The sequence below is a fragment of the Nostoc sp. genome, from assembly GCF_036918015.1.
Taxonomy (GTDB): domain Bacteria; phylum Cyanobacteriota; class Cyanobacteriia; order Cyanobacteriales; family Nostocaceae; genus Nostoc.
The window spans coordinates 1-26573 of record NZ_JBALEO010000089.1 but is presented as its reverse complement, the minus strand read 5'-3'; the positions used below and the strand labels follow the sequence as shown (position 1 = coordinate 26573).

Genomic DNA, 26573 nt, shown 5'->3' with positions numbered 1-26573 from the left:
GCAATTTTGGGTAAATGATAATCAAAACTAATCACCTAGACAAATTGAACCGTCAATAGTTGCAATCAAAACCGATGAAATCCCTCAAAAGTCCCTCATCCAGCTTTTCTAATTCCCAAGCACCAGAACAAACTCCACAATTGGCGTATAGACCGTTTGGTGGCCAAACTCAAAAAGCATCTTTTACGCCCGTGACACAAACGGACGTAGAGAATGAAGCTTTTGCAGAAGAAAAGATGGAAGTAACTGGATTGGAATTACAAGCCAAGCATCGGACGATTACGCCAGAGGGACAAGAACGGCTGACTGTATTGCAAGCCAAGATGGATCAATCATTGAATTCTCGACTGGAAAAAGCAACTCGATTTGGTCATAACTTTGCCAATATTCCAGTCAGAAGACCAGATACACCAACACCAATTCAGGCAAAACTGACGATTGGGGAGCCTGGAGATAAGTACGAGCAAGAAGCTGACCAAACGGCGCGTCAGGTGATGCAAAGAATTCATCAGCCAGAGAGTGAGCAACTCCAGCGAGAAGAATTACCTGATGAAGAAGAATTGCAAATGAAACCAGAGGGCAGTATTCAGCGCGAGGAACTGCCACAGGAAGAGGAAGAAGAAGTACAAATGAAATCTTGGCGAGAAACTCCCTCGCTGCAACGGGAGGAACTACCAGAAGAAGAATTGCAAATGAAGCCGCTTGGTACTTCATCCCAGACAGTGACTGAGGTACAATCCCCAAACAAACCTCTTGGACATGACATTAGTCGAATATCACTGCGGCGTCCACAAACAAAACTGACAGTTAACCAGCCTGGAGACATTTATGAGCAGGAGGCTGATAGCGTCGCTGAGTTGGTGATGCAGAGGATGAGCGAACCTGTGCAGTCTATCCAACGGGAGGCATTACCAGAGGAAGAAGACCAATTACAAATGAAATCCTTGGCGGGTTCAATTACTCCTTTGGTGCAGCGTCAGGGTGGAGGAAGAACAGCTGCAACATCTGAGCTAGAAACTTCAATCCAACAAGCACGTGGCAATGGGCAGCCGCTTGCAGATGATATCAAGCAACCAATGGAGCAAGCATTTGGGGCTGATTTTGGTGGTGTCCGGGTTCATACTGATGCTCAATCTAATCGCTTAAATGAATCTATACAAGCTCGTGCTTTTACCACAGGGCAAGATGTGTTCTTCCGTCAGGGCGAATATTCTCCTGGAAGTGATGCAGGCAAGGAATTATTGGCTCATGAGTTGACACACGTTGTCCAGCAGAATGGCAGTGCAGTGCAGCCGAAATCTCTTTATGTAGCACCAAAAGAAAATAAACTCCAGACAAAAGTGCCGACAACATCTGCGGGACATGGGCTAGCTATCCAACTGCGAGAGAATTTCCAAAAACCAACTGATGAAGACAACCAAAAAAATTTAGAATCCAAAACTGATACGAAAAACGGCGAACAACAAAATCAGGCTACGACAGAAAAACACCAAGCTATCCCCACACCCCCAAATGATGATGGGAACGCGGCAATAGATCCACCCCCGACAAAAAAGGTTGGTGCAGCAGTAACTCAGAAACAGGTTGAGGTTGGGGGAAATAAACCAAGAGAGCCTGAGTCAAAAGATACCAGAGTTAATACAGAAAAGGTCGATTCTCAACAGCAAGCTCAAAGCAAAGGAGCAGATGTAGGTAAGGGAAATGCAGATTTACCTGGAGGAAACGCAGGGAAAGCGATCGCTGGATTACCAGGAACAAATGTAGCCATTACAGCAGATGATGGTAAAAAGGCTCCCACTTCTCCTGAAGATGACCCAGCATTTCAAGCGGTAGTCGGCACAACAAAAGAGGTTGCAGGACTTGAGAAAAAACACCCACCTGCCAATAGCAAAGCCCAAGAAGCCCAAGCGGCAGCCCAACCCCCAGGTAATGAAGTAGACAGCAAAGCGCAAGCCAATCAAGTTGGGGAGATGCAACAAGCTCCAACACCAGGATTTGACGCTGCCGCCTTCAAAGCCAAATTGATGGAGCGCATTGCTGATATGGCTCCCAAGAACTTGGAAGAGGCGGACAACTTTAAAAATAACAACAAACTTGACTCTGTTAAGGGCGATTTGAGTGGCCAGGTTAAAGAAGAGCAGAAAAGTTCTCAGGGTCAGCTAGAAGAGAAAACCAAAGAAAAACCTGATGCCAGTGGGATTGAGGCTAAACAAGTAACACCACTGCCCAAGAATGAGCCAGGGACAGCGCCAACAGGTGTTGATGCAGATAAAGCTGCACCCAAATCTAAAGGACAAGCTGAAGTCGAGGCACCACTGCAAGATGACAGTCAAAAACTTGACCAGCAGATGAAAGAGGCGGATGTTACCGAGGAGCAATTGGCAAACTCCAATGAACCGGAGTTTCAAGGGGCACTCGCAGCCAAGAAAGATGCTCAAACCAATGCACAAGAAGCGCCGCCACAATATCGCCAGCAAGAGCAAGGGATACTCGCAACCGCTCAAGCTACGGCAGAAGCTACAGCCCAACAGCATTTGCAAGCAATGCACGGTATCCGTACCCAAAACTTGGGTCAGGTAGGGGAGCAGCAGATTGGAGCCAAGAGCAAGGATGAGCAAGCACGGGCAAAAGTTGCTGGTGATATTAATAAGATTTATGACAAGACCAAAGGCAAAGTTGAGAAAACCCTTGGTGAACTAGACGGGCAAGTTATACAAGCCTTTGATGCTGGTGCTGCTGATGCCAAAAAAGCCTTCGAGGATTACGTTGGCAAGCGAATGGACGATTATAAGAGCGATCGCTACAGTGGCTTTTTGGGGCCAGGAAAATGGTTGATAGACAAATTGTTTGGTATGCCCTCAGAGGTGAACGCTTTCTATCAAGAGGGACGGCAGCTTTACATTAATCAGATGGATGGTGTAATTAACAATGTCGTCGCCATTATTAGTAAAGGACTTACCCAAGCCAAAGCAGAAATTGCTAGTGGTAAGCAGGAGATTCAGAATTATGTTAACCAACTACCGCAAGACTTAAAAGGAGTTGGTCAACAAGCTGCCGCAGACATTGACAGCAAATTTGAAGAATTGCAACAAAGTGTTGACGATAAGCAAGATGAGCTAATTGACACCCTAGCGCAGAAATATCAGGAGAACTTGGAAGCTGTTGATGCCCGCATTGAAGAGATGAAGGCAGCAAATAAAGGTTTTATTCAAAAAGCTTTTGACTTCATCGTGGGAGTGATCAAGACGATCATTGAACTGACCAAAATGCTTTTGCAAGTGCTAGCGCGAGTTGCTGGCGTAGTTGGGCAAATCCTCAAAGACCCGATTGGTTTCTTGACTAATTTGATCCAGGCGGTGAAACAAGGCTTCCTCAACTTCATGAATAATATCGGGAAGCACCTCCAGCAAGGATTAATCGGCTGGCTGACAGGCACAATGGCAGAAACTGGTATTCAAATGCCAGAAAACTTCGACCTCAAAGGGATCTTTAGCCTAGCAATGCAGCTTTTAGGCTTCACTTATGAAGCAATTCGTGGTCAAGCTGTGAAACGATTGGGTGAAGAAAAGGTCAGTCGGTTGGAACAAACTGTTGATGTATTTCAAGTCTTAGCCAGTCAGGGAGTGGCTGGGATTTGGCAGTTTGTCCAAGAGAAGATGGGCGACCTCAATGCCTTGGTAATCGAACCCATCAAGAACTTTATCATTGAAAAAGTGATTACAGCAGGGATCGAGTGGATTCTCAGCCTGTTGACCCCAGCTTCAGCATTTATCAAAGCTGCGAAGGCGATTTATGAGATTGTCAAATTCTTTATTGAACGTGCCCAGCAGATTGCCGATTTAATTAATGCGATACTGGATGCGATTGGTGCGATCGCTAGTGGTGCGATCGATCAAGCAATCAAAGGCGTTGAAAATGCCCTTGCTAAATCTTTACCAGTTGTCATCAGTTTCCTAGCAAGTCTTTTGGGCTTGGATGGTATTGCCGGCAAGATTCAAGGAATATTCAAGAAGCTGCGTAAACCGATGGAAAAAGCAGTTGATTGGGTAATTGATAAAGGTGCAAAGGCGTTTAAGAAAGTTGGCAACAAGGTTAAGAATAGTAAGTTGGGTAAGAAGGCTGGAAAACTGAAAGATTCGGCGAAGGAGAAATATAAAACCGGTAAGCAGTGGGTTGAGGATAAGAAGGAAGCTGGTCAGAAATGGGTTGAGAATAAGAAAAAATCTGTTAAGGATAAGTTTGACAAGTTTGGCAATAAAGTCAAGGATAAGGTTGGGTTTGGTAAAGATAAACAGAAAGGAAAGAAAGATCAGAACACTAAGGACAAGACATCACAAGATCAACGAACTCATGAAGTGAAAAAGAAGGATTTAGAAACAGCTAGAAAAAAATTACAGGGAATTATTGCAAAATCTGAGAGTACAAAACAAGTCGAACAACATTTTCCTGCTATTCAAAAAGATTTTGGACTTAAGAAGCTTGAGTGGGAAAAACTAGGCACGCCCTCGGCTAGTGTAATCATGGAAGTTAATCCCAAAGCAATCATTGATCTTTCTGGCTCCGATCTAATACTTAACGAAGGAGATACAACACATAGTAACAAATTTAAGCAAGAGGTTACTTTTGAAACAGGTTATATTGATAGCAAATACTTGGTTGGTAAAAAAATGGAAGCTACCAAGTTAGGCCCAAATCATCCACAAGGAAGTCCTCCAGGGGGCGCACTGAATCTGCTAATGAAGAAGTTACAAACTAATCCTCGTTCAGGTAATCACGAAAAATATATAAAAGGACACTTGTTAAACGATAACCTTGGTGGCCCAGGAAGTGCACAAAATCTTTATCCTATAACTGCTGATGCAAACAGTAAACATGTACGACAAGTTGAAAGTATAGTTAAAGATTGGGTTAATAGTCAGGGCTATTGGGTTTATTACAAAGTTGAAGTTGCTAATGAGAAGGTTGATCTGGCAAATGGAGTCATTAATGCTGATTTTGTTTGTGAAGCAGCTAAACTTGATGTTGATGGGAAAAAATCCTTTAAAGGTGCTATCAAAACAACTATTCATTCGGAATTAGGAGAGAAGAGAAAGGATACAAAAAATGAAATTAATAAGGATGAATTTAGTGATAAAGACGGAATAAAAGACCCATTATTTGATCCTACAAAAGTAGAAGTTTCATCTACTAAGAAACGAAAACGTGGTGAGATGGAAGAAGAAGTAGAACCATCATCTTCTACTGATAGTAAAAACTTAGAAGCTTCATCTACTAAGAAACAGAAACTTAGTGAGATTGAAGAAGAACTAGAACTGTCAGGTAAAAAATAGAAATAAAATGAAAAACCAAAGTATCGTACAGAAGTTTCATTTAATGGTAGACGATCTGAGAAAAAATCAAGCTATTGATATCGACATCGACAGTTGCGAATTTAATCCTCCGGCAACAGAGGAAGAACTAAATGCAGCCCAAATCAAGTTCAAGCTGACTCCAGCGATGATTGATTTTTATAGCGAGGCAAATGGGATTAATATTTTCTGGGAAAGAGCAGAGCAAGCAGAAATTCCTGGAGGAGGATTAGCGGCTGGATATATTGATTTGTTGCCTGTTCAGGAAGTATTTAAGGATTGGAAAAATATTATTTATTTTGATGAAGATGATCCTTGTAAGCCTTTACATCCCATAGATTTTTTCATTGGTAACGCTTGTGCAGCACTTTATTTAAATGGCTCACATAACCCAGAAGTCTATTATTATTATCGAGGCGAAAAAATGAGGCCGCTAGGTGTAGATTTTGAGGGATATTTGGAACTGTTGCTGAAATCACGTGGTTTTTGGTATTGGCATCTAGCTATTGCTGGGCCTGAAGATGTTAACCCTGATGCCCCGATTCCAACTGAAGAAAGAAACTTTAGAAAAATTATGCCTCAGCTTTTTGCAGACTTTGATGGATCGGATTTTCAAAGGTTGAATAAGGAATAAAATTATTATAATGACTAACTCTACATGACTGCCAAAACCGAAAATCATCAACTTAATACCAAGTTAACCTTACACGACTCCTGCCAATCTACCTTAACCGTTCACGCGATCGCACTCACTCTCACCACACAAGACAACGAACTCATCGAGTGTCGCCTCTCCTTCCAAGTCAACCCACAACTCTACCAACGTATCGATACCGCCGCTTTATTCAATCTCAAACCAGATGCGCGTAACCCCCTATCATCTGGTAAATTCCTCAGCGAACCAGACATTACCATCGAAACCAGCCTGAAACCCGATTTATTACCACTACTAGCAGAACACGCCGTCAACACTGATGAAACGGCAAAATATATCCTGAATTTAAGCCAAGAACAACCCGATAACCAAATCCTTTGCACCGAAAGTTGGTTGGGTTTATCTGTTAAACAGCAACAAGAATCAGGCGAAATCGGCTATCGTACTCTTTGGTCTTATATTAGTCCAGAAAATTTAGCTCAAACAAGCGCTTCCGGTGAAGGAATTGCTGAAGGTATTGTCAACTTTTTTAAAGATTGGACTGAGGCAAATTTATCTGTAAAAACTCAGAAAGCATCTGCCAAAATGCTGGAAGGAATCGATAAATTTTTGACAGAGTTAGCTGATATTAACCTAGATGATATTACACAAAAAATAGAGGTAAATTTTCCACCTTCTAGTACAGATGGTAATATTTTTGAAGCAATGATCAATTTTTTTCAAGCTGATGATTGGCCGTTTGTACAACTTCCAGGACAGCCAGCTTTACAAATACCGTTCCAAGGCGAAAATGGCAGATGGAATTGTTACGCTAGAACAAGAAATGAACAAAATCAATTTGTTTTTTACTCAATTTGTTCAGTTAACGCGCCAGAAAATAAGCGCCTGGCTGTAGCAGAGTTTTTAACTAGAGCTAATTGTGGTATGATGATCGGCAACTTTGAGCTAGATTTTACCGACGGGGAAATTAGCTACAAAACCAGCATTGATGTGGAAGGTGACAGACTCAGTTTTGCACTCATTCAACGGGTGGTTTACGCCAATGTGACGATGATGGATGAATACTTGCCAGGAATTATGTCCGTTATTTATGGTAATGTCTCACCAGAAGAAGCGATCGCTAAAATTGAAAGGTAGTTAATCAGCCCTTATTCGTAGTGATACCGACAAGCGAGAAAATCAATCTGAGTGTTTCCCACCCGATATACAAGCCGATGTTCTAAATCAATTCGGCGCGACCAAATATCTGCATCCATATATTTTAATGGTTCTGGTTTACCAATACCCTCAAATGGGTCTTGCATTACAGCCGTAACCAAATCTAATATTTTCGATGCTTTCTGGAAATCCTGCTTAAACCACCAAACTAAATCTTCTTTAAATTGAGAACTAAAACCAGGACTGCGATTAACAATAACTGGTTTAATTTCAATAGGTTCAGCTTTCTTTTTCTTCTTGCTCAATCCCCAACTCCTGCTGAAGTTCTGCTAGCGTTTGAGATTGGATTTTTCCTGTTTTTGACTCTTCTATTGCATCCAATAAACGACGCGCATTAACAGGCGATCGCAAAAGATAAACCGTCTCAAGTAAACTCACTAAATCTGATTCAGCAATCAAGGCTACATTTTCACCATCACGACGGTTGATCATATACACCTGATGATTTTCTACCACCAGCTCTAATAACTTAAAAAAGTCATTTCTCGCATCGGTTGGGGATGTGATTTTGTAAAACAACATTAGTTATGTACATAAAGTTGTACATAAATTATAAACTATGCGGTTCGTGGGTAGTTGAATATTTCTTTTTTGCTAGTCCCTAAGCAGAAGTCATAGTAACAATTGCCACTATGACTTCTGCTGCGGTTGAGTATTTCTGAGTCTTGATTTAAATTCCCAACTAAACCTTTGCTTCCAAAGATTTGAGTAACTCGGTATTCACGCCTGATTCACGAGTCAGGGCAATTTTGCCAGTGCGGGCGATTTCTTTCAAACCAAATTTTTGTAATACTTGCACGATCGCTACCATTTTACCTGGATCTCCCACAACTTCTAAGGTGAGAGAATCTTCTGCCACATCCACGACTCGCGCCCGGAAAATCTGAGACAATTCGATTACTTCTGAGCGATTGCTGCTACTAGCATTCACCTTCAAAAGCATCAATTCCCTCTCGACACAAGGGGTTTCGGTAATATCCTGGACTTTTAGGACATTGACTAACTTGTACAGTTGCTTGGTGAGTTGCTCGATAATGCGATCGTCACCAGGGACAACCATTGTAATTCGGGAGACTCCTCCTTGTTCAGCAGGGCCAACAGCAAGGCTTTCAATATTGAAGCCGCGACGCGCAAATAAACCAGAAATGCGGGAAAGAACACCCGCCTCATCTTCTACGAGAACTGAAAGGGTATGTTTCATCTTCGCCAACAGAGGCTAGAGCAGGAATTGAGTAACGCAGACACTAGCAAAGGGCAACGCTAGACCTACTACCGCACTAAATTTTCAGTGCGACCTCCTATTGTAAACTTAAGCGTTGCACTCATTGCATTCTCAATCGATAAATTGTTTAGAAATCCGACTGCAAGCAAAAATTTTGTTGAATGTATATCTTTTCATTGGCAGATGCAGCATTTGTTGTAAACCTTTTATACTCAGATTTGATAAGTCTCTAACTAAGGAGAAAAGTTTTTATGGGTTGGTTACAAAGATTGTTTGGCATGGAAAAACCTCAAAATGCAGAAGTAAATCCGGCTCCACAGGCTATACAGCAAGCTCCTAGTAGTGATGTCGCTACGGCTACGCAATCAATACCCCCAGAACGTCTGGGATTAAGCGGAGAATATGACCAAAGTGGTTTAGCCAAGCGGGTAGCGTTGGCATTTGATGAAGACCCCGATCTCGACGATGTTAATACCCTTTGGGTTGCTCAAACAGGTAGCACTGTGGTGTTGAAAGGTAAAGTCCCCAGTCAGGAAATTCTCAATAAGATGAATTCTGTGGCGCGTTCAGTGAATGGTGCTACAGATGTTGATACTAGCCAAGCGACGATTGGCTAGGTACTGCTGATGCGATCGCACCCCCATTGCATACCATTGCATAATATTTAGGGAATAGCCAATGGTTGGCGGTCGCCAATCCATCTCTCAATCCAATCTAAAATCGCTTGGTTAACTTGTTCTGGACATTCATCATGGGGACAATGCCCGACATCCTCCAGATTTAGCAGTTCCAACTTCTCGTTATACTGGGCAAATTGGCTAGCTAGGGCTGGCGGCACAAATCGGTCTTTTTGTCCCCAAATTAAAAGCATCGGAATTGTTAAGGTTGGTAATACTGTCTTGACACTAGGGCTAAAATTAATTCCGATCGCAGCTTTGAATAAAGCACTAAACGCTCTCGCAGAACCCCGGTCTTGGGGAGGCCCTGCTAAAATTTCGATCAGTTCATCGGTAATCGCCTCTGGGTTAGCGTAGGCGAGACTAGCCCAGCGACGCAGCACCCCAGGACGGCGGACGAAGTTAAATACAGGTTTAAGTATCAACGGCGAAGCAACAACATTTTTAATTGCTGTGACGAGTGGACGCAGCATAGGAGGAATTGCTTCTTGTTCTAATGATGGGTCGGGTAAACTCATCATCACCATGCCCAGCACCATATCGGGGTGAGTGGCGGCGGCAGCCATAGATATTAGTGAACCGTTGGAATTGCCTATTAATATCGCTGGTTGACGGATAAATGTTTTCCAGAAATCGTAAACTTGTTCAACCCAGAGTTCGATGCTGTAATTAGCTGCGGCTTTTTCAGAAGCGCCAAAACCCAACATATCTATGGCGTAAACTGTGTGATGCTTACTCAACACCTCTAAATTATGTCGCCAATGACCAATGGAAGCGCCAAAGCCATGTAACAGAATTAGCGGTGTTGTATTGGGGTGATTTTGGCTAGGGCGAATGTAAGTGTAGCGAGTTTGCCAGCCACGCCAAATCCAATCCCTTTGATTACCAACTCTTTCCTGCCAGTGTACTGTAGTAGTCATATATACAAAATTTTGCAGTCTATCAACTAATTTTGACTACCTCCAGTGTAAATTACCAGCCATACTCGCTATAAAAGATTCCTTTTTTTATATTTTCAATTGCTTGCTTTACGTATTGAACTATATTCTTGGGAAGAGCTTCAACTTCAAACCAACCCAAATCGTCACATTTTTGAGGTTCCATATTTTCAGGTTCATATTTCCATTTATTTGCCAAAATAAAAGCATCAATCCATTCTTCCCCAGAATCTTTGCGATGAATAATATGAACTACTTCCAAGTCTTGTATATTTAAATCTATTCCCACTTCTTCTTTTGCTTCTCTGACTACAGCCTGGACAAAAGTTTCATTTCCATCTACTAAACCGGCAACAACACTATAGTTCCCATCTTGATACCCTGTGTTAAAACGTCTAATAAGTAATATTTTATCATCCTTAATCAAAATTAAGTGAGAGGCCGGTATCAGCTTAAATGGATTATTTTTCATCAGATTTATTATGAAAACTGTTCATAAAGCTCATAATACTTACTATCTGCATTTGTTTATTAATAAGCGATATGCACTTCAGATTCTAAGTTGTATAAAGGTTTTACCTAATCATGGTAGAAAAAGATAAATGAATCATTCTAAAGAATATCTATACTATTATTGAAAATTTTATCTCCATTGATTGTATCAAACGAACTTAGAAAGTAAAAAAGCAGGGAGCAGGGGGAGAAAAACCACCCACAAAGGTAGTTGTTCTTAATCAAGGGAGAAAAAATGCAGGGGGCTTTTGTCCACATGGATAAGGCAAGGTTTGTACCTTTTCCCATGCCCCATGCCCAATGCCCCATGCCCCTGCCTCAGTCTCTATTTATCTAACAAATTGCGGCATAATTTCGGCGGCGGTGAATATTCCATAGATGCCGCGTTGGTGCAATTGTCTACCAGCTTTGAGATAGCCAAAAGCAGGGCCGCAGACATTGGCTGCCATGCTGGTTTCATCTCCCAGGGTAAAGGTATGGGTAGAAATCTTCCCTTCAAAGGTACGTCCTGTTACCTTAACATTAGTGCTGAGAGGCTTTTTGGGATTGCGAGTATCGACTACACCACCAACTGTAACGCGATCGCGTCCCACTATCCCGGCTACTTCTAACATCACATCATCAGCGTGTTCCATATTTTTCAAGGTCAGCACGCCATTAGTTTTATCTAATAGTGCTTCTACTTCCGCGTCAGTCATCGCCCTAGCAGCTTCTACTGTATAACCAGGCATGTGACCTATATCTTCCCGAACAGTGGCGCGGTAAGCTTCCCAGTTAGCAATTCCCACCCCAAAGGTAATTTCAACTTGATGAATTTCAGCGAAGCTTTGGGCGGCTAATGCTGCTGCTGCTGTTAATAGTCCAGGGGTAGCACCGCATCCTGTCATGTAAGTAATCCCGGCGGCTTGTAGTTCCTCTTTCATAGCGAGGAGTTGTTCTACAGCAGTAGTGCGTTTAATTGCATCTACTAGTACCCCACGCCAACCAGACTTGATAAATTCCTTAGCGACATTGGGAATAAAGTCATTCGGCAGGTTGGGTAAAGCCAAAAAATACCCATCTACTTCAGCTATTTCGATTAAATCCTGAATACTTTGATTTGTTAATGTACCAATTGGCTCTAAATAACCCACCGAACCTTGGGCTTGATAGGTTGCAACAGATTTTTCAGTATTTAAACCTTCAGCAGCATAAGCGTAACCTTTTTGATCTGCTGCTGCGACTAAAATCATTTCTCGTTTGCCAGCAACTACCTTGGCGGCTGCTTGTCCGAGTCCGCCGAAACCCAGTACTCCCACACGTATCGCTGGCGAAATATTTAGAGAATTTTTGATTTGTTCAGAATTCATAGTCAATTCGTTAAGTTGAATCAAAAGCTTTGATTATTCGGCATCTCAGCTTCCGGCTGGTAACTGGTAGCTGATGGCTGATAACTCAAAGCTATAGAGATTAATTATGATTCATTATCCTGGGTTCTTTAGCCTGATATTGCAGATATTTATCTAATAGCGATCGCTTTTGAGTTTTTTGACTGGGAATATACCAGATTTAAACCAATGGCCGCAACTGGCAACCCAGAAGAAAGCTTAAAAAGACTGGCTAAACTTGATGTTCTGACAGAATAGAGTTGCGTGATGATACAAAGACTTACAAAGGCGATCGCTTAAAGTGGTATGAACTTGTTAAAATTCTGAGCATTATGAAGCGCATTTGCACTACAGTTAATATTTTTACAATAACTTCATTATCTGCTTTTATATTTGCTAGCACCACTATTTTATTGCTAGTGCAGACAGCCATAGCTAAACCAGTACAGACAAAAAAGCAAGTCAATCAACCAATACCATTCAACTCAAGAGTACGAATATATCCTGCAAATAATAGCTTACCAGCAAGCCGTTTGATGACAATTGAAAGTGTTATCAAAAAGTCTAGTAAGATGCGAATCACAGAAGCAAAACTTACAACATACAACGAATTTGCAGCCAAAACAGGAGAGTACAAATCATCGATTTCTAACAACCGAATGGTGTGGATCGTGACTGGTTTTGTCCAAGGTGAGTTGAGAATGGCTAAAGGTAGAAGTGTCTGTACTGATAACGCTAAACTTGTGGAATTAACGGATGCTGAAACTGGCGATTCCTTTGGTAGAAGTATTTACTGCCCCCCAAACAACCAGATAAATTTTATGTAGTAAAGTTGACTTAGAATCAAAACAACTTGATTTCAGCAGATTGACAATTACAGTGGTGCAATCGCTTCATTATCTATAGTGATAACAAGTTCACCTGTCAGCAGTAATTTTAACGCTCATAAATTTCTAATGGTAAATTGTCTGGGTCTTTAAAGAAAGTATATTTCTTACTTGTAATTTCATCAACTCTGATATTTTCTACCTCTAACCCTTTTGATTTTAAATAAAAAACAGTTTCCTCTACATCATCAACTTGAAAAGCAAGATGTCTTAAACCACAAGACTCTGGTTTACTAGGTCGTTCTGGAGGATTGGGGAAAGAGAATAGTTCGATTTGAATATTTTCTGCAACTTTTAAATCTAATTTATAAGAATTTCTAGCGGCGCGAAAAGTCTCTTGAATAATCGAAAAGCCTAAAGTTTCGACATAAAATGCTTTGGAGCGATCGTAGTCAGAACAAATAATCGCTACATGATGAATGCCAGTGGTTTTCATGTGTACTTCTCAAGCTACTAATCATTTACCCTTAGCACTTTTACCAGAATTTTACTAGTACTTAGATTTCCTAAATTGGCTTGTTTGCTGCGGAGCTTTTGGTTGTGAGCGATCGCTTTATATTGAAATAATCTGGATTTCCGTTACTCGGTGCATTGGTTTAGTTGGCTTTTCAGTAGTGATCAGTTGATCGGCTTTAATTTGCAGAGCAGCCGCCACATGAAGTGCATCCATTGCAGCTAAACCGTAAGTACAGGCAATTTGAGAAGCATTTTGTATAATTTGCTCTAAGTCAGTTGCCCAGTGAATGACAGCACTAAAAAATGTTTCGTAAAATTCTGCTTCATCTTGTTGCTTGTTAAAAGTTGCTTTAGGCAAGACTTCTAATTGAACGAAGCGACTTGAGGCAAACTCCAGATTTTCATCGTTAAGAATTTGATTCGCTCTGATACTGACTGACTGAATGCCACAGAAAGCGGTGATGAGTATACCAGAGTCTATGTACGTCTTTTTACGACTCACGGAATCCACCGCGACGTGCAGCAAGTTCAAGTTCAATTTCGTCTTCATTGAGAAGTTGCAATCCAGCAGCGATCGCTCTTTGTCGGATCGACCATAATTTTTTGGCTAAGGGTGTTTGTGGCACAAAATCAGATTCGGTGGGTGTTGTTTCTGACTCAGATTTAAGTAGTTCAACAAACTCTAAAACTTTTTGTTGCTTTTGGGGTGTGAGTTCTCGCCAGTGTTCAAGTAGTTCAACTTCATTACCCATAAGTACAACACTCGTGAATGATTTTTCTATTTTAGTGGCACAAGCCTTATTTCCTGTTCCCTGCTATAAAATTTTGCTTGGAGTACAATCGTCTCTCATGGATTTTCATAAGGAGCTAGAGTTACTTCCATGAAATTAGATCGCATTACCAGCAATCCCAATCGCATGAATGGACAACCCTCTATTCGTAATCTTCGCCTTACCGTTCGTCGGGTGATTGAGTTATTAGCTACCTACCCTAATCGAGAAGAACTGCTTCAGGAGTTTCCCGAATTAGAAGATGAAGATATTCAGCAAGCCTTAATTTTTGCATCGTCTTACTTAAGCGATCGCTATTCCTGTGAGTCCTGATTTCTAGGCGATCGCCTCAATTATCTATCTGCTAAAGGCTTTGCGGTATGCGATCGCATTAACAATCTTTCTCCTCAAGGCGATCGCTAGTATTGTAAGTCTTGATTTCTAGGCGATCGCCTCAACAATCTATCTTTTAAAGGCGATCGCTATTCCTGTGAGTCGTGATTTCTAGGCGATCGCTCTTTTGCTCTTATATATATCGTATATTAGGTATTGGAGCCTAGATCAAATGTCTAGACTTTTAAACTTCATGTAATTACTACAAGAATTTAATCGTGATTACAAATGCTAGTAGCATTACCCTTGGCTCTCTACGTCAAACTTTTGGCTTGAGACTCGACTCTAGCGATCACTTTTTTGATGAATGGTTAAATAATGCGCCGACTCTAACCGAAGCGGAACTACAAGGACTAGATCGCCTCACTCGAAACTATACCTATCTCAGTCAAGAAGAACCACCTCTCGAAGAAATTGTTAAGCTTATAGTTATATCACCATTGCTAGATTTAGCAGGTTTCTATCAGTTTCCTTTTTTGGTAAAAGCAGAAGTAAGTACCAATATCGAAGTTGCAGACGAAGCTAATGCTATTGCAGTTCAAGGCAGGATTGATATTTTGGTGATTCAAGATAGTTTTTGGATTTTGGTAATCGAGTCAAAACCTGCAATACTAGACGTTACGGCGGGAATTCCCCAAGCACTTACTTATTTGTTGAGCGCTCCCAACTTACAGTCAAGTTGTTATGCAATGGTTACAAACGGAAGAGAAGTATTGTTTTTGAAATGCGATCGCCACCAAAATGTCCCTCAATATACTAGATCCCATACTTATCGGTTACTTGAAAATACATCAGAACGTATCCAAGTTTTGCAGGGACTTAAACAAATTGGGGCTTATATTGGCGATTTGAGGAGTTAGGCGATCGCTATTACTGTGAGTCGTAATTTTTAGGCGATCGTTTAACAATTATTTGTCTTTGCGGCGGGACACATTCTGAAAGGAATTACCAATAACTTCTCGGAACTCAACAACGAAGTTAACCATTTCTGATGGAAAAATCTTGACCAGAAACAGACAAACTTAACGGCTAAATTAAGCGGCAAGCGATCGCTACCAACTCAATCTAAAAATATCACAATTTTATCCGCTCCAATGATTTGTTATGACCAGATTGGAGCGGACTTAGCATCAAAAAACTCAACATTTGAATTGGGCGATTTTAGATATGCAAGAGCATTCGCCTGAACCCTTCTATTCTCTTCGCTCGATTCGTCACCAAAAATGCTTACAAAAAACTTCTTGACTTTGCTCTGCCTCAGTTGATCAAAAATATGTTTATCATTTTCATCCATCGAATGTCCCTGAATGAAGAAAGTTCCAGTGACTCTTTCAAGTGCGCGAAAGCAGAAATCCAAGTACGGATTGTGTTCTATTCTCTGCTTTTTCTTGGTCGAAGTCGGCTCAGAAACGAAGAGGGGAAATTGCCCTCTTTCCAAATTGGCTCTCACTAGGTCGATGATGCCAGTGCCTATTTGAGTAAAAGCATGTTTTTCGATTGCTGTTCCACTATCGAAGATGTGCAAGCCTCCGTGCAAAAAGTGAGCTTCTTGATTTGTCCCGTGTCCTTGCCATTTATAGCCCGTGCGAAATCCATCGTCTGTCAAATAATTTTCGGGCGGCAAATCCTTCATATTTCTCGCCCAGTAGAACAATAGATCGTAGTTCACCGTAAAAATTTGATCGTAGCGAGAAAGGAAGTGACGAACAGATGTGAACTGATCGTTGGTAACATCTGTTGGTCTATGTGGGTGCGTGGTCGAAATCGCAGTAATGAGAGCATCTTTCAGGAGTTGCTGGTCTTTTTCGATTATTTTGACCAAAGCTTCGTTACCACCATAGGCTTCAAGGACTGTCTTTGCTGCTACAAGTGATCTCATCACTGCTTCAAAGTCATACGTTCCACTAAGCCTAAAAAGCTCCCTAATTTCGGCTTCACGATCAGTGAAATCAGCAACATCAAGTAGGTTTGCGTAGTTGAATACCTCGTTCCGCCAAGCGCGAGAAAAGCCGTTGCCCAACAAGATTGAAGGCTTATCACCATCTTCAACCGTTGCCATTGCCTCGTCGAAAGAGATCATTCGCTAATCCTCATTGGTAAGTAGGCATAAACACTTATACAAGATGTACATAACATAAATTGTCAGATAAAGCAACCAATAAGTCTAATAACAAGATTTATGCAGGGTAATATACCTCAATACTAGGGGAGTAATGTATTGCGATCGCTATTCCTGTGAGTCGTGATTTCTAGGCATTGCCTCAATTATGTAACTGTTAGAGGTTTTGCTGATAACTTAAGAACAAGGAAATAGGCGATCGCGTAACATAGAATTATAACTGACTTCAAAACAGCAAATTATATGCTAGAAGCAAATATACGCGACAACCAAGAGCTTTCTCAGCTAATCCAATAAGCCAACTCTAAGAGGTTGTTTGAAAAGTGTCAGCTTGAGCCTTAAATGCAACTCAGAGAAGCGATCGCAAGTTCCACAACCCTCATTCTCTCGTTCAACTTCTCGATAGCTAGAGTAGTCAAACATACGTTGGATGACTTTTCAAACATCCTTTAAGCGAGAAGCGATCGCCTTAGTCCAAGAAGGGCAACCAAAAGCAGTGCTGTTAAGTTTCATCAGAGGTTTGACTTACTAAATTGGCTTGTTTATTTAAGTAATTCACGCATTTATTTTGGTGTATCGTTTATTTGTAGTTAATTAATTCTGCTTAATTTTTGCATCGTCCTACTTGTGCGATGCCTGCGGCGGGCAAAGCCAACGCATCATTGAACTACCTAACCGCTATGAAGCCGTTACAGTTGAGCCAAGCCGTATTCGTATCCGTCGTTTACCATTTTTGCCGGATGTCTAAACTTTCGCATATTTAACTTAAATTTATATTCAATCAGCAAAAAGGCATATTACTTTCTCAAAACTTCATATTTAATAAGCAAAAAGCCATATTGCTTACTCAAAATGGCATTTTACTTTCTCAAACCCCAGTTTGCTTTCTCATTTTAGTGTTTTCCGCAAGCAAAAAGAGCTTTTACTTTCTCAAACCCCAGTTTGCTTTCCCATTTTGGTGTTTTCCGCAAGCAAAAGGAGCTTTTACTTTCTCAAACCCCAGTTTGCTTTCTCATTTTGGTGTTTTCCGCAAGTAAAAGAAGCTTTTGCTTTCTCAAACCCCAGTTTGCTTGTTTATTTAAGTAATTTCCGCATTCATTTTGATATATCGTTAAGCCATTAGCTTGCGATGCCTGCGGCGGCGCAGCCATCGCTTCATTCAGCAAGAATCTTTCAGGTGTTCTTTACGATATAGATTTCATACCTAGACATTACTATTGTCACGTAGTTATATTTAACTTTTCAGCCCATTCACTTTATGTTGGAAAAATTGAAGCACCTGCGACACTTGGGAAAGTTAAAACCGATTCGTAATTATACTAATAAATTTATTTACCCTTCTCTAAAATTTTTAGTTTTTAGCATTATTCTGCTGAGTTTCTTTGTTGGTGCGTGTGAGAAGGAAGATGAAAATAAGGCGATGGATAAAAAAATATCAAGACTGGAGGAAGAAGCAGAAAAGCATATTATATCTAAGGTTAAAACTCAAAGAAACTACTTTTTAAAGAATAAAACCTTTTTTATCCCTCCTGACGAACCAGCAACTAGCTATGGCTCATCTCCACCAATTTTTGGAACACAAATATGTTATCAGTACTATACTAAAACAGATACTAACGTTCTATCTAAGACAACTATTGATGCTATTTATAGCTATGGCGTTCAAGACGACTGTGGGGGTATGTTTGGCTTTGAACTTAGTTGGTATGTTGGAGCTAGCTTTGCAGTTCGCATGACGGGGAACAAGCAAGTGAAACTGATCAGCATTGTCTGTAAAAGCAATGAAGGTTTTGTACCCTCTCGGCCAAAATACATAAACGGTGTAGTAAAATGCCCCCCAGAAACAACACAAGTATTACCGATTTAACTAACTCCGCAAATGGTAAAACATAGAGTTTTGGATCGTCAAAGAGCCACCACAGAAGAATATGGGTGTCGATGAGGTAGCTCATTCCCATTGCTGGAGTTCTTCTTCTGGCAGTGGTTCAAAGAAAGCATCGCCGAGTTGTCCTTTCAATAAACCAGGGGTGCGGGGTTGTCTATTTTCTTGACTTAAACCTAGTCGAAAGTAGTGAATTAAGTCATAAAGTTCTGCTAGTTTGTCTTCAGGGATGTCTTGCAATTCTTGGACAATCTTCTGGATCAGCATAAGTCAAACTCTTCGCTGGTTGTTAATCAATAAGTTAGGAATATGCGACTACTTTGTTGCTCAATTGAGAAATAAAATATTTTTTCTCGTTTTGCGCTTTGTCCCGAAACTTTCATACCGCTAATCAACAACGCAGAATTTTTACTATTCCTGTAAAACAGTCTTTGATACAATCCTAGTTTTCTTGAGGTCTGCTTCCGAAAGTTCTTTACCAGCTTGCAGGCGAGTGGCTGAAGTTTGCAATACTGTCGCTGCCCCTTTATCTCCTATTTGTAAAGCGGTTTTGGCAGCAGTTTGTAGCATCGTGGCTGCACCAGTGCGATCGCCTTGTTGCAATTTCGCCTCGGCTAACTGAGTTTGCCGATACTTTGCTAATGCTAAAATAGACTGTTGCACTTGGGGATTAGATGTCGGTTGATACGCCCGCACTACATCTGCATACACCGGCATCAAGGGCGAAAGTAAACCTTGTTCGTTAACCAATGGGTCATCATAGCGAATTTGTAGATGAGCGATCGCTTGTTTACCTTCTGGTAATTGTCCCAGATAAATGTTCGCCAAAACTACCCGTTCTACATCCTGCATCAAATCTCCCAAACGCACAGCAAAGCTACCATCAGCTTCGGGTTCTATTGGTAACTCGATTGTATCTGGGGCAACTTGGGCAATGGGTTTTAATTCCGCTAATCGGACATTGGGCACTAAAGATAACAGTAAGTAGGCATTAGTTAGCCCAATCGATTGAATCCGTCCAAACAGTCGGCTAAATTGATCTACAGCTTGTTCAGGATGTTCAATATGGGCTAAAGTCCCACCACCGACATCCGCAATTTTTTCTAGCAAATCTTGATTCCAGCTATTGCCAAATCCGAAAGTGTTGATAGTTAGGTTTAGCTTGGCAGCCTTTTGTGCCAGTTTGAGACAGCGCTTATTGTCATCTCGCCCAATATCCCATTTCCAAATTCGCAAACCGCTTTCACCATGCCCATCCGTCAGCAGAAACGCCTGGGAAACAGCGCCTCTTGTACCCTTCATCAATTCTGTAATTCCCAGTTCCAAACCCTCGGCGATCGCAGTGCCGCCGCTAGCAGTCAGTTTGCTTTTTATTTGAGATTTGATGCTTTCGGGGTCTTCAATTGCTTGGTTAGGGATAATGACTTCCGCAGTGCCGGAAAAAGCCACAACTGAAATGCGATCGCCTACTTTTAACCGATCGATTAATCCTTCCACCGCCTGGATCACCGTTTTAATTGGTTGTCCATGCATAGAACCACTTCTATCCAGAATCAAGCAGAGATTAAGGGGGAGATTTTGATCGGACTCACCAGCGATCGCAAAAATCGTCATTGCTAGTTGACGTTGGCTACTTGTTTGAGCCACATCAACATTATTGTCATTTAACGCCGAGAGCAATTTAACTTTCATCTAAACCTAAGTTTACTGGGGAGGAGTATCTTGCAAAACTGTTTTGGAGACAATTCTGGTTTTCTTGCGATCGCTTTCAGATAAATCTCCACCAGATTGTAGCTGGGTGGCAGAAGTTTGCAACACCGTCGCCGCCCCAGTATCTCCCATTTGCAAAGCAGTTTTCGCAGCCGTTTGTAACATCGTCGCTGCACCAGAGCGATCGCCCTGTTGTAATTTCGTTTCGGCTAGCTGGGTTTGGCGATACTTCGCTAATGCTAAAATAGAGTGCTGCACCTGGGGATTCGGGTCTGCTTGGTAATTTTTGACTACATGCGCATAAACTGGGATATTTGGTGTAACTAAACCTACTTTGTTAGCGGCTGGGTCATCGTAGCGGACTTGCACATTAGCGATCGCTTGTTCACCTGTTGGCAATTGTCCCAAATAAATATTAGCTAAGATTACCCGTTCCGCATCTTTCATTAAATCTCCCAACCGCACAGCGAAACGTCCATCAGCTTCTTGTTGCAGTGGTAACTCAATTGTGTCTGGGGAAACTTGGGCGATGGGTTTGAGTTCCGCTAACCGGACATGGGGCATTAGGGAGAATAACAGATAAGCGTTAGTCAATCCCACCGTTTGAATGCGGCTGAACAAGCGATTAAACTCTTCCTCTGCCTGTTCAGGTTTTTGAATATAAGATAAAGTACCTAAGCCAGCATCGGCAATTTTTTCTAAAACATCTTGGTTCCAGTTGTCACCAAATCCCAAAGTATTCAAAGTCAAATTATAGCTAGCAGCCAATTGGGCGAATTTCAAACAGCGGTTGTTATCACCGTGTTCATTTTCCCCGTCGGTTAACAAAAAGGCTTGGGAAACAGTATCTTTTTTGCCCTTCGCCAACTCTTCAATCCCCAAGCGCAGTCCTTCATCAATGGAAGTTCCCCCATCGGCGGCTAGGCGGTTAATTTGCTGTTTGATTTTCTCTGGATTTTCGACACTTTGACTAGATACTAAGACTTTGGCACGGTGATCGAAAACTACCACACTGAGGCGATCGCCGGGATTAAGTCTATCTACCAGACGATTCGCTGCTTTTTTGACCGTTTCTAGCGATCGCCCATTCATCGAACCACTATGATCGAGAATTAAGCATAAATTCAGGGGTACATGGCGATCTTGAGTCTCTGCGATCGCTGAAATCGAAATTCCCAACTGACGTTGACTGTTCAGTTGATTTGCGTCCAAATTACCATCATTCAAGGCAGGCTGCAAATTAACCTTCATAACTCAGAGTCCCTATTCAGGATATACATATTAAAAAATAACTTCAAAGCACTACTTTAGCTCTACGGAAAATTTATCCAACACAAATACACTAATATAATCAGAATATCTTAGCTAGAAACTTTAAAGTTCCCTCTGACGCAAGCGTACAGTATGGGAGTATGTCACAAGCCAAATATTGGCAGATGTCAGCCCCCCTTAAACATTAGGGAGAAATCCACACCTTGAACAGAGTTGGCATCACGCTAGGATGTATTAGAGTTAACGGCACAATTTCAAGCGATCGAGTTGCTATGGACATTTCCGCCATCAAGGCTGTTCAATCCCCCTATTACGGCGATCGATTTTACCGGAAACCGCCGCCAGATTTACCATCTCTATTGTTAAAGGAGCGAATTGTCTACTTGGGAGCTCCTCTAGTTCCACAGATCACAAAACTGATCATCGCCGAACTACTGTATTTGCAGTCCGATGACCCAGAAAAACCAATAAAAATTTATATCAACTCCACTGGTACTTCTGGTTACAGTGGCGAACCCATTGGCTTTGAAACCGAAGCCTTCGCCATTTACGACACAATGAAATATATCAAGCCTCCTATCCACACCATCTGCATCGGTACCGCGATGGGTATGGCAGCGATGCTTCTCAGTGCTGGTACAAAAGGTTGCCGTGCTAGCTTACCCCATGCTTCTATTATCCTGCACCAACCCAAGAGTTACACCCAAGGTCAAGCAACGGATATTCAAATTCGGGCAAAGGAAGTTCTAGTAAATAAGGCATCGATGATTAATATTCTGTCTCGGACTACCGAACAGCTGCCAGAAAAAATTAGCAAAGACATGGATCGTCTACTATATATGACTCCCTATCAAGCTAGGGACTACGGTTTGATTGACCGAGTTTTTGAGAAAGAAGAACTGGCTAATCCCCCACTACCCGCGAGTGTCCTTTAAAGGATGAAGTGAGTACACTTCTTGGATATTCAACTCGCTTTAGTCCATAGAAGCGCCTCGCGTTGAAGCTAAACAGCCTTCATCCTTGCTATTAATCATTGTAATAACGGAGCAAATTATGCCTATTGGTTACCCTAGCGTTCCCTATCGATTGCCAGGGGGACAGATGGAAGAATGGGTTCACATTTATACTCGTCTTTCCCTAGAACGGATTATTTTTCTGGGAGAAGAAATTGATGATGAAATTGCCAACCAGATTATAGCCTTCTTGCTATATTTGGATTCAGAAGATCCAGGTAAGGATATTTACATATACATCAATTCTCCAGGTGGTATGGTAACATCTGGGATGGCAATTTATGACACCATGCAACATATCAAATCAGATGTGGTAACGATATGTATGGGTTTAGCTGCCTCTATGGGGTCTTTTCTTCTAGCAGGTGGAACCAAAGGCAAACGGCTAGCATTGCCTCACTCACGGATTATGATTCACCAGCCTTCAGGTGGCACCCGTGGGCAAGCAAGCGATATCGAAATTGAAGCTAGAGAAATTCTGCGGATTCGTCACCAGCTCAATGGGATTTATGCCGATAACACTGGTCAAACTTTGGCAAAAATTGAAAAAGATATGGATCGTGACTTTTTCATGTCAGCCGAAGAAGCGAAAGAATACGGTTTAATTGACCGTGTGATTGAAGAACGAAGCTCGGTAATAACTGGGGGGTAGAGAGGTAGGGAGTAGAGAGGCAGGGGGCAGAGAGGCAGAGGAGCAGGGGGAGCAGGGGAAGAATTCTAACTCCTAACTCCTAACTCCTAACTCCTAACTCCTAACTCCTAACTCCTAACTCGCTAATCCCCACTCCCCTTCTTTAAACAAACTGTCAAGATTGAACTTTAAAATAGAAAATTAGCCCTTATTATTAATAGTCCGGGCTTGAAGCTGAAACTGACAGATAATAGCCGATAGCTAAATATTCGATAGCTGATAGCTCAAGATGGATCTTGGAGATTGCTACCGTTTGCTAGGTTTAAGATCGGGAGCTTCTTTTGCTGACATCAAAGCGTCTTACCGACGACTGGCGCAGCAATATCATCCCGATATCAACCCAGATGACAACAAAGCCAAAGATAAGTTTATTGCCTTGACAGAGGCTTACAAACTCCTGCTGACGGTAGTACTACCAGAGGAAATTGGCGTACATTCAAGTCAGGTGTCAACGTCTGGACGTGACGACGCCAAGGCAACGCAGCGGCAGAAAACACCAGTAACGACGGTGACAAGCCAACAATCAGAGAAACCAAAGCCGCCGAATCTGTTGGAAATAGAAGAACGGCTGAAGTGGAAGACTTATGAGCAATTGCAGCGATTTTTGCAAGAAAGACGATTTCCACAAGCGATCGCCCTGGCGGAAGCTTTAGCAGATCGGTTGTCAACAGATGCAGAAGTTCGCCAATGGCTAGCGATCGCTTATCAAATTTGGGGACGGGCGCTAATTTCCGAGAAACAACTACTCAAAGCCAGAATTTATCTCAAAAAAGCTTTGAAAACAGACCCACATAATAAAAGTCTCTGGTATGAAGTCCAGCGCGATTTCCAGCGCTTGGAGCAAATTTTTTAAAGTTTACAAAATTTTAAATCTCGTTTCCAGGTCTAAGAAAGAAGTGCTTTTCGTTGCGGTTCTGCTGCTTAAATGGAAGGTAGAAGCCTTCTAATATCAAGTTCGGGTAATTAGTTGTGATTCCCATAATCATTGCACCCCACCCCCAGCCCCTCCCCGCAAGCGGGGAGGGGGGACAAAGCATAGCTTTGGCGGGGTGGGGTTCTTCGGGTTTAATAAGTAATCAAGCGGACATGATATAAAAGCCATTCCCAGTCTTCGACTGGGAACGAATTACGAATTACGAATTACGAATTACGAATTACCGCCATTTCCTCAACACTGCCCCCAAGGTAGCGATTCCCTCAAGAATCTTCTCGGTTGTTTGAAAGCTAAAAGCTAACCTAATGGCATCATCTCCCTGGCCATTGGCATAGCAGCGAGTTCCTGGCAGAAAGCTGATACCGTGTTCATTGGCAGCAGTTAGGAGCGCTTTGGCGCTGATATATGGTGGCAATTTACACCAAACGAAAAAGCCGCCACCTGGTCGCAAAGCAACTACATCGCTGGGAAACTCATGAGCGATCCCTTCTAACAACAAATTACACTTATGCTTGTAGCAGGCGATTAGCTCCTGAATGTGACGATCTAGTTTACCTGTAGCACAGTAGCGGCCAACCACATGGCTGACAAACGGCCCCACAGGCCCTTCACTTTTGAACATTGCCAACCGCTCAATAATTGCTGGATCGCCACAAGCCCAGCCTAGTCGGATACCAGGCGCAATGATTTTTGAGAAGGTATTCACGTATAACACCCACCCCTCCTTGTCAAGGCTTGCTAAGGACGGCACAACTTCGCCTTGGAAGCGCAAATCGCTGTAGGCATCGTCTTCCACCACCAACACGCCATACTCAGCCGCTAACGCTACCAGTTTTTGGCGGCGAGATAATGACATAGTAGTGCCTGTGGGATTATGAAAAGTAGGGATAGTGTAAATAAACCTGGGTCGAATACCCCGTTTTTTCAAGTCGCTTAAAGTTTCTTCTAACGTATCTACATCCATTCCCATCTCATCTACAGGAATAGTAATCAGACGGGCGCCAGCCTGGACAAATCTATTAACTACTCCCAAGAAGGTTGGCCCTTCCACAATTACCACATCACCAGGTTCGAGAAATACATCTGGCAGCAAGCCCAAAATCTGACCGGAACCGTAGCCAATAATCACGCGATCGCGATCGGCAGGTATCCCTTGAGCTTGCAAGCGGAGAATAATTTGTTCATAAAGTTGGGCTGAAGGTGGCCCATAATTGAGAGCGATCGGAGCTTCTTCTGCCAGTACAGCCGCGCTTGCAGCAGACAAGTCAGCATGGGGAAAGAGAATTGGGTCAGCGAGACCATAGGCAAAGCTGACGGTGATGATTTTGGTTAACTCAGTGCCGTAAGTTGGTGGTGTCAGATTTCTAGCTCTTTCGGCGAACAAATCAGCAATTTGGTAAGCAGAAGTGGTAGGAGCCATAAGCAATTCAAAATTGGGAGTCAGAATACAGAACACACAAAAAGGCAATTAGCAAAAAGTCATACGGATGTATTATTTCTTATAACATCATCACAAGTATCGTAAATTATTGATTGCTAGAACAGAATTACTATAGTGAAATTAATTAACTTCAAGTGGCAGCAGCTAATTCTCAGCTTAGGCTGCCTGCTACTGATTATTGGCTGTCATAATTTATATCCCACTACTAACCCAGAAGTTAAACCTTTCAAGGTAGCCACAGACCCCACCTTTGTCCCTTTTGAATTTCAAAAGGCTGATGGTAAGTTAGAAGGTTTTGATATTGATTTGATGAATGCGATTGCAAAGGTAGCAGGTTTTGCAATCCAGTTTGAAAGTCTGCCCTTTGATGGCATGATCTCTACCTTGCAAGCCAAAAGAGTCGATGCAGCAATTAGCGGAATCACGATTACTGCCGAACGCCTGAAAACAATTGCTTTTTCACGACCTTATTTTAAAGCGGGACTTGCGATCGCTGTCCGCGAAGACAATCAAAATATTCAAGACTTCAATAGTCTCAAAGGCAAAAAAATTGCTGTCCAAATTGGTTCCACTGGGGCAGATTTTGCCAAAACCATCCCTAACGCCAAAATTAGTACTTTTAATTCTGGGCCAGAATTTTTCCAAGACTTACTCAATGGCAACGTTGATGCTGTGGTTAGCGATGCTTTCGCTACTTTGTATGCGATTAAAAATGGCAAACTCAAAGGCATCAGAGTTGTTGCGGATTTGCTTACTCAAGAATACTACGGGATTGCTATGCCCAAGGATTCACCCCATTTGGATGCGATTAACAAAGGTATAGCAACTTTGTTATCCAATGGCACTTACAAGCAAATTTATCAAAAATGGTTTAAAGTTGAACCTCCACAATTGCCCGACTCTTGACAATTGGGCGTTAGGAGTGCTGTTAGCGGTAGCGGGGCGTTTAGCCTGTGCTGAGTTAGGAGTTAAGAGTTAAGAGTTAAGAGTTAAGAGTTAAGAGTTAAGAGTTAAGAGTTAAGAGTTAAGAGTTAAGAGTTAAGAGTTAAGAGTTAAGAGTTAAGAGT

At 42.0% G+C, this 26573-nt stretch carries 28 protein-coding genes; 13 read left to right on the top strand and 15 right to left on the bottom strand.

The window, feature by feature from the left end:
- Positions 1 to 74 precede the first annotated feature (74 nt).
- Genes V7K61_RS26945 through V7K61_RS26935 form a run of 3 tightly spaced genes read left to right on the top strand, consistent with a single transcriptional unit; the run spans position 75 to position 7140 of the window.
- Positions 75 to 5330, top strand: a complete 5256-nt coding sequence (locus tag V7K61_RS26945; RefSeq protein WP_335058175.1) for an eCIS core domain-containing protein — start codon at positions 75 to 77, stop codon at positions 5328 to 5330.
- Positions 5331 to 5337: 7 nt separating this feature from the next.
- Complete coding sequence (locus V7K61_RS26940; protein WP_335058172.1) at positions 5338 to 5982, top strand: SMI1/KNR4 family protein; 645 nt, start codon at positions 5338 to 5340, stop codon at positions 5980 to 5982.
- A gap of 24 nt (positions 5983 to 6006) precedes the next feature.
- The gene (locus V7K61_RS26935) at positions 6007 to 7140 is read left to right on the top strand and encodes a YbjN domain-containing protein (protein WP_335058170.1); all 1134 of its coding nucleotides are present in this window, start codon (positions 6007 to 6009) and stop codon (positions 7138 to 7140) included.
- Positions 7141 to 7151: 11 nt separating this feature from the next.
- Here the strand turns inward: V7K61_RS26935 and V7K61_RS26930 are convergent, their stop codons facing one another.
- The 3 genes from V7K61_RS26930 to ilvN all read right to left on the bottom strand — a co-directional run bounded on the left by V7K61_RS26930 (position 7152) and on the right by ilvN (position 8422).
- A complete protein-coding gene (locus V7K61_RS26930) occupies positions 7152 to 7466 on the bottom strand; it encodes a Txe/YoeB family addiction module toxin (RefSeq protein ID WP_335058168.1) in 315 nt (104 codons plus the stop codon).
- The gene (locus V7K61_RS26925) at positions 7441 to 7743 is read right to left on the bottom strand and encodes a type II toxin-antitoxin system Phd/YefM family antitoxin (RefSeq protein WP_335058166.1); all 303 of its coding nucleotides are present in this window, start codon (positions 7741 to 7743) and stop codon (positions 7441 to 7443) included. The genes V7K61_RS26930 and V7K61_RS26925 overlap by 26 nt, the downstream gene beginning before the upstream one ends.
- Positions 7744 to 7903: 160 nt before the next feature.
- On the bottom strand, positions 7904 to 8422 hold the full coding sequence (ilvN, locus tag V7K61_RS26920) for an acetolactate synthase small subunit (RefSeq protein WP_094347601.1): 519 nt from the start codon (positions 8420 to 8422) through the stop codon (positions 7904 to 7906).
- A gap of 272 nt (positions 8423 to 8694) precedes the next feature.
- Between ilvN and V7K61_RS26915 the strand changes: the two genes are divergently transcribed.
- Positions 8695 to 9060, top strand: coding sequence for a BON domain-containing protein (locus tag V7K61_RS26915; protein ID WP_335058164.1), 366 nt, complete (start codon positions 8695 to 8697; stop codon positions 9058 to 9060).
- Between the two features lie 47 nt (positions 9061 to 9107).
- On the opposite strand, the gene V7K61_RS26910 is transcribed toward V7K61_RS26915, so the two are convergent.
- From V7K61_RS26910 to bioU, 3 genes are all read right to left on the bottom strand, one after another.
- Entirely contained in the window at positions 9108 to 10040 is a 933-nt protein-coding gene (locus tag V7K61_RS26910) for an alpha/beta fold hydrolase (protein ID WP_335058163.1), read from the bottom strand.
- Positions 10041 to 10092: 52 nt separating this feature from the next.
- On the bottom strand, positions 10093 to 10530 hold the full coding sequence (locus V7K61_RS26905) for an NUDIX hydrolase (RefSeq protein WP_335058161.1): 438 nt from the start codon (positions 10528 to 10530) through the stop codon (positions 10093 to 10095).
- 370 nt (positions 10531 to 10900) lie between these two features.
- Positions 10901 to 11920, bottom strand: a complete 1020-nt coding sequence (gene bioU / locus V7K61_RS26900) for a (S)-8-amino-7-oxononanoate synthase BioU (protein ID WP_335058159.1) — start codon at positions 11918 to 11920, stop codon at positions 10901 to 10903.
- 278 nt (positions 11921 to 12198) lie between these two features.
- Here bioU and V7K61_RS26895 point away from each other — a divergent pair, with 278 nt between their 5' ends.
- Positions 12199 to 12765: a hypothetical protein gene (locus V7K61_RS26895; protein WP_335058157.1), complete on the top strand. Its 567-nt coding sequence runs from the start codon at positions 12199 to 12201 to the stop codon at positions 12763 to 12765.
- A gap of 109 nt (positions 12766 to 12874) precedes the next feature.
- Here the strand turns inward: V7K61_RS26895 and gloA2 are convergent, their stop codons facing one another.
- The 3 genes from gloA2 to V7K61_RS26880 form a co-directional block, all read right to left on the bottom strand.
- A complete protein-coding gene (gloA2, locus tag V7K61_RS26890; protein ID WP_335058155.1) occupies positions 12875 to 13261 on the bottom strand; it encodes an SMU1112c/YaeR family gloxylase I-like metalloprotein in 387 nt (128 codons plus the stop codon).
- A gap of 117 nt (positions 13262 to 13378) precedes the next feature.
- Positions 13379 to 13783, bottom strand: coding sequence for a type II toxin-antitoxin system VapC family toxin (locus V7K61_RS26885; protein ID WP_335058153.1), 405 nt, complete (start codon positions 13781 to 13783; stop codon positions 13379 to 13381).
- Positions 13773 to 14033, bottom strand: coding sequence for a hypothetical protein (locus V7K61_RS26880; protein WP_334774991.1), 261 nt, complete (start codon positions 14031 to 14033; stop codon positions 13773 to 13775). Before V7K61_RS26880 ends, V7K61_RS26885 begins: the two co-directional genes overlap by 11 nt.
- 129 nt (positions 14034 to 14162) lie before the next feature.
- Here V7K61_RS26880 and V7K61_RS26875 point away from each other — a divergent pair, with 129 nt between their 5' ends.
- On the top strand, positions 14163 to 14384 hold the full coding sequence (locus tag V7K61_RS26875; protein WP_334880257.1) for a DUF433 domain-containing protein: 222 nt from the start codon (positions 14163 to 14165) through the stop codon (positions 14382 to 14384).
- A 278-nt stretch (positions 14385 to 14662) separates the two neighbouring features.
- On the top strand, positions 14663 to 15304 hold the full coding sequence (locus V7K61_RS26870; protein ID WP_335058151.1) for a restriction endonuclease subunit R: 642 nt from the start codon (positions 14663 to 14665) through the stop codon (positions 15302 to 15304).
- 242 nt (positions 15305 to 15546) lie between these two features.
- Here V7K61_RS26870 and V7K61_RS26865 read toward each other — a convergent pair whose 3' ends face one another.
- Both V7K61_RS26865 and V7K61_RS26860 read right to left on the bottom strand, forming a co-directional pair.
- Positions 15547 to 16503, bottom strand: a complete 957-nt coding sequence (locus V7K61_RS26865) for a DUF4917 family protein (protein ID WP_335058149.1) — start codon at positions 16501 to 16503, stop codon at positions 15547 to 15549.
- Positions 16504 to 16848: 345 nt separating this feature from the next.
- Positions 16849 to 16986 carry a hypothetical protein gene (locus V7K61_RS26860; RefSeq protein WP_334764441.1) on the bottom strand — a complete coding sequence of 46 codons (138 nt, stop codon included), beginning with the start codon at positions 16984 to 16986 and terminating at the stop codon, positions 16849 to 16851.
- Between the two features lie 202 nt (positions 16987 to 17188).
- Between V7K61_RS26860 and V7K61_RS26855 the strand changes: the two genes are divergently transcribed.
- Positions 17189 to 17311, top strand: a complete 123-nt coding sequence (locus V7K61_RS26855) for a hypothetical protein (RefSeq protein WP_335058147.1) — start codon at positions 17189 to 17191, stop codon at positions 17309 to 17311.
- 510 nt (positions 17312 to 17821) lie between these two features.
- Positions 17822 to 18430, top strand: a complete 609-nt coding sequence (locus V7K61_RS26850; protein WP_335058145.1) for a hypothetical protein — start codon at positions 17822 to 17824, stop codon at positions 18428 to 18430.
- An 81-nt stretch (positions 18431 to 18511) separates the two neighbouring features.
- Here V7K61_RS26850 and V7K61_RS26845 read toward each other — a convergent pair whose 3' ends face one another.
- The 3 genes from V7K61_RS26845 to V7K61_RS26835 all read right to left on the bottom strand — a co-directional run bounded on the left by V7K61_RS26845 (position 18512) and on the right by V7K61_RS26835 (position 21406).
- Positions 18512 to 18712, bottom strand: coding sequence for a hypothetical protein (locus V7K61_RS26845; RefSeq protein ID WP_335058143.1), 201 nt, complete (start codon positions 18710 to 18712; stop codon positions 18512 to 18514).
- Positions 18713 to 18856: 144 nt separating this feature from the next.
- Positions 18857 to 20137 carry a vWA domain-containing protein gene (locus V7K61_RS26840; protein WP_335058141.1) on the bottom strand — a complete coding sequence of 427 codons (1281 nt, stop codon included), beginning with the start codon at positions 20135 to 20137 and terminating at the stop codon, positions 18857 to 18859.
- A 12-nt stretch (positions 20138 to 20149) separates the two neighbouring features.
- On the bottom strand, positions 20150 to 21406 hold the full coding sequence (locus V7K61_RS26835; RefSeq protein WP_335058139.1) for a vWA domain-containing protein: 1257 nt from the start codon (positions 21404 to 21406) through the stop codon (positions 20150 to 20152).
- A gap of 293 nt (positions 21407 to 21699) precedes the next feature.
- Between V7K61_RS26835 and V7K61_RS26830 the strand changes: the two genes are divergently transcribed.
- The 3 genes from V7K61_RS26830 to V7K61_RS26820 all read left to right on the top strand — a co-directional run bounded on the left by V7K61_RS26830 (position 21700) and on the right by V7K61_RS26820 (position 23984).
- Complete coding sequence (locus V7K61_RS26830) at positions 21700 to 22362, top strand: ATP-dependent Clp protease proteolytic subunit (protein WP_334936639.1); 663 nt, start codon at positions 21700 to 21702, stop codon at positions 22360 to 22362.
- Between the two features lie 118 nt (positions 22363 to 22480).
- Positions 22481 to 23092 (top strand): ATP-dependent Clp protease proteolytic subunit, encoded by a 612-nt coding sequence (locus V7K61_RS26825; RefSeq protein WP_335058137.1) that lies wholly within the window; start codon positions 22481 to 22483, stop codon positions 23090 to 23092.
- A gap of 268 nt (positions 23093 to 23360) precedes the next feature.
- Positions 23361 to 23984: a J domain-containing protein gene (locus V7K61_RS26820; RefSeq protein ID WP_322735688.1), complete on the top strand. Its 624-nt coding sequence runs from the start codon at positions 23361 to 23363 to the stop codon at positions 23982 to 23984.
- A gap of 301 nt (positions 23985 to 24285) precedes the next feature.
- Here the strand turns inward: V7K61_RS26820 and V7K61_RS26815 are convergent, their stop codons facing one another.
- Positions 24286 to 25485, bottom strand: coding sequence for an aminotransferase-like domain-containing protein (locus V7K61_RS26815; protein ID WP_335058132.1), 1200 nt, complete (start codon positions 25483 to 25485; stop codon positions 24286 to 24288).
- 135 nt (positions 25486 to 25620) lie between these two features.
- On the opposite strand from V7K61_RS26815, the gene V7K61_RS26810 reads away from it, so the two are divergent.
- Positions 25621 to 26412, top strand: coding sequence for a basic amino acid ABC transporter substrate-binding protein (locus V7K61_RS26810; protein WP_335058130.1), 792 nt, complete (start codon positions 25621 to 25623; stop codon positions 26410 to 26412).
- Positions 26413 to 26573 lie beyond the last annotated feature (161 nt).

Excerpts from the sequence above, each read along its gene's own strand:
- V7K61_RS26945 (WP_335058175.1), top strand. The coding sequence starts at position 75 with ATGAAATCCCTCAAAAGTCCCTCATCCAGCTTTTCTAATTCCCAAGCA.
- V7K61_RS26940 (WP_335058172.1), top strand. The coding sequence starts at position 5,338 with ATGAAAAACCAAAGTATCGTACAGAAGTTTCATTTAATGGTAGACGAT.
- V7K61_RS26935 (WP_335058170.1), top strand. The coding sequence starts at position 6,007 with ATGACTGCCAAAACCGAAAATCATCAACTTAATACCAAGTTAACCTTA.
- V7K61_RS26925 (WP_335058166.1), bottom strand. The coding sequence starts at position 7,743 with ATGTTGTTTTACAAAATCACATCCCCAACCGATGCGAGAAATGACTTT.
- ilvN (WP_094347601.1), bottom strand. The coding sequence starts at position 8,422 with ATGAAACATACCCTTTCAGTTCTCGTAGAAGATGAGGCGGGTGTTCTT.
- V7K61_RS26915 (WP_335058164.1), top strand. The coding sequence starts at position 8,695 with ATGGGTTGGTTACAAAGATTGTTTGGCATGGAAAAACCTCAAAATGCA.
- V7K61_RS26910 (WP_335058163.1), bottom strand. The coding sequence starts at position 10,040 with ATGACTACTACAGTACACTGGCAGGAAAGAGTTGGTAATCAAAGGGAT.
- V7K61_RS26905 (WP_335058161.1), bottom strand. The coding sequence starts at position 10,530 with ATGAAAAATAATCCATTTAAGCTGATACCGGCCTCTCACTTAATTTTG.
- bioU (WP_335058159.1), bottom strand. The coding sequence starts at position 11,920 with ATGAATTCTGAACAAATCAAAAATTCTCTAAATATTTCGCCAGCGATA.
- gloA2 (WP_335058155.1), bottom strand. The coding sequence starts at position 13,261 with ATGAAAACCACTGGCATTCATCATGTAGCGATTATTTGTTCTGACTAC.
- V7K61_RS26880 (WP_334774991.1), bottom strand. The coding sequence starts at position 14,033 with ATGGGTAATGAAGTTGAACTACTTGAACACTGGCGAGAACTCACACCC.
- V7K61_RS26875 (WP_334880257.1), top strand. The coding sequence starts at position 14,163 with ATGAAATTAGATCGCATTACCAGCAATCCCAATCGCATGAATGGACAA.
- V7K61_RS26865 (WP_335058149.1), bottom strand. The coding sequence starts at position 16,503 with ATGGCAACGGTTGAAGATGGTGATAAGCCTTCAATCTTGTTGGGCAAC.
- V7K61_RS26860 (WP_334764441.1), bottom strand. The coding sequence starts at position 16,986 with ATGTTTGACTACTCTAGCTATCGAGAAGTTGAACGAGAGAATGAGGGT.
- V7K61_RS26850 (WP_335058145.1), top strand. The coding sequence starts at position 17,822 with ATGTTGGAAAAATTGAAGCACCTGCGACACTTGGGAAAGTTAAAACCG.
- V7K61_RS26845 (WP_335058143.1), bottom strand. The coding sequence starts at position 18,712 with ATGCTGATCCAGAAGATTGTCCAAGAATTGCAAGACATCCCTGAAGAC.
- V7K61_RS26840 (WP_335058141.1), bottom strand. The coding sequence starts at position 20,137 with ATGAAAGTTAAATTGCTCTCGGCGTTAAATGACAATAATGTTGATGTG.
- V7K61_RS26835 (WP_335058139.1), bottom strand. The coding sequence starts at position 21,406 with ATGAAGGTTAATTTGCAGCCTGCCTTGAATGATGGTAATTTGGACGCA.
- V7K61_RS26830 (WP_334936639.1), top strand. The coding sequence starts at position 21,700 with ATGGACATTTCCGCCATCAAGGCTGTTCAATCCCCCTATTACGGCGAT.
- V7K61_RS26825 (WP_335058137.1), top strand. The coding sequence starts at position 22,481 with ATGCCTATTGGTTACCCTAGCGTTCCCTATCGATTGCCAGGGGGACAG.
- V7K61_RS26820 (WP_322735688.1), top strand. The coding sequence starts at position 23,361 with ATGGATCTTGGAGATTGCTACCGTTTGCTAGGTTTAAGATCGGGAGCT.
- V7K61_RS26815 (WP_335058132.1), bottom strand. The coding sequence starts at position 25,485 with ATGGCTCCTACCACTTCTGCTTACCAAATTGCTGATTTGTTCGCCGAA.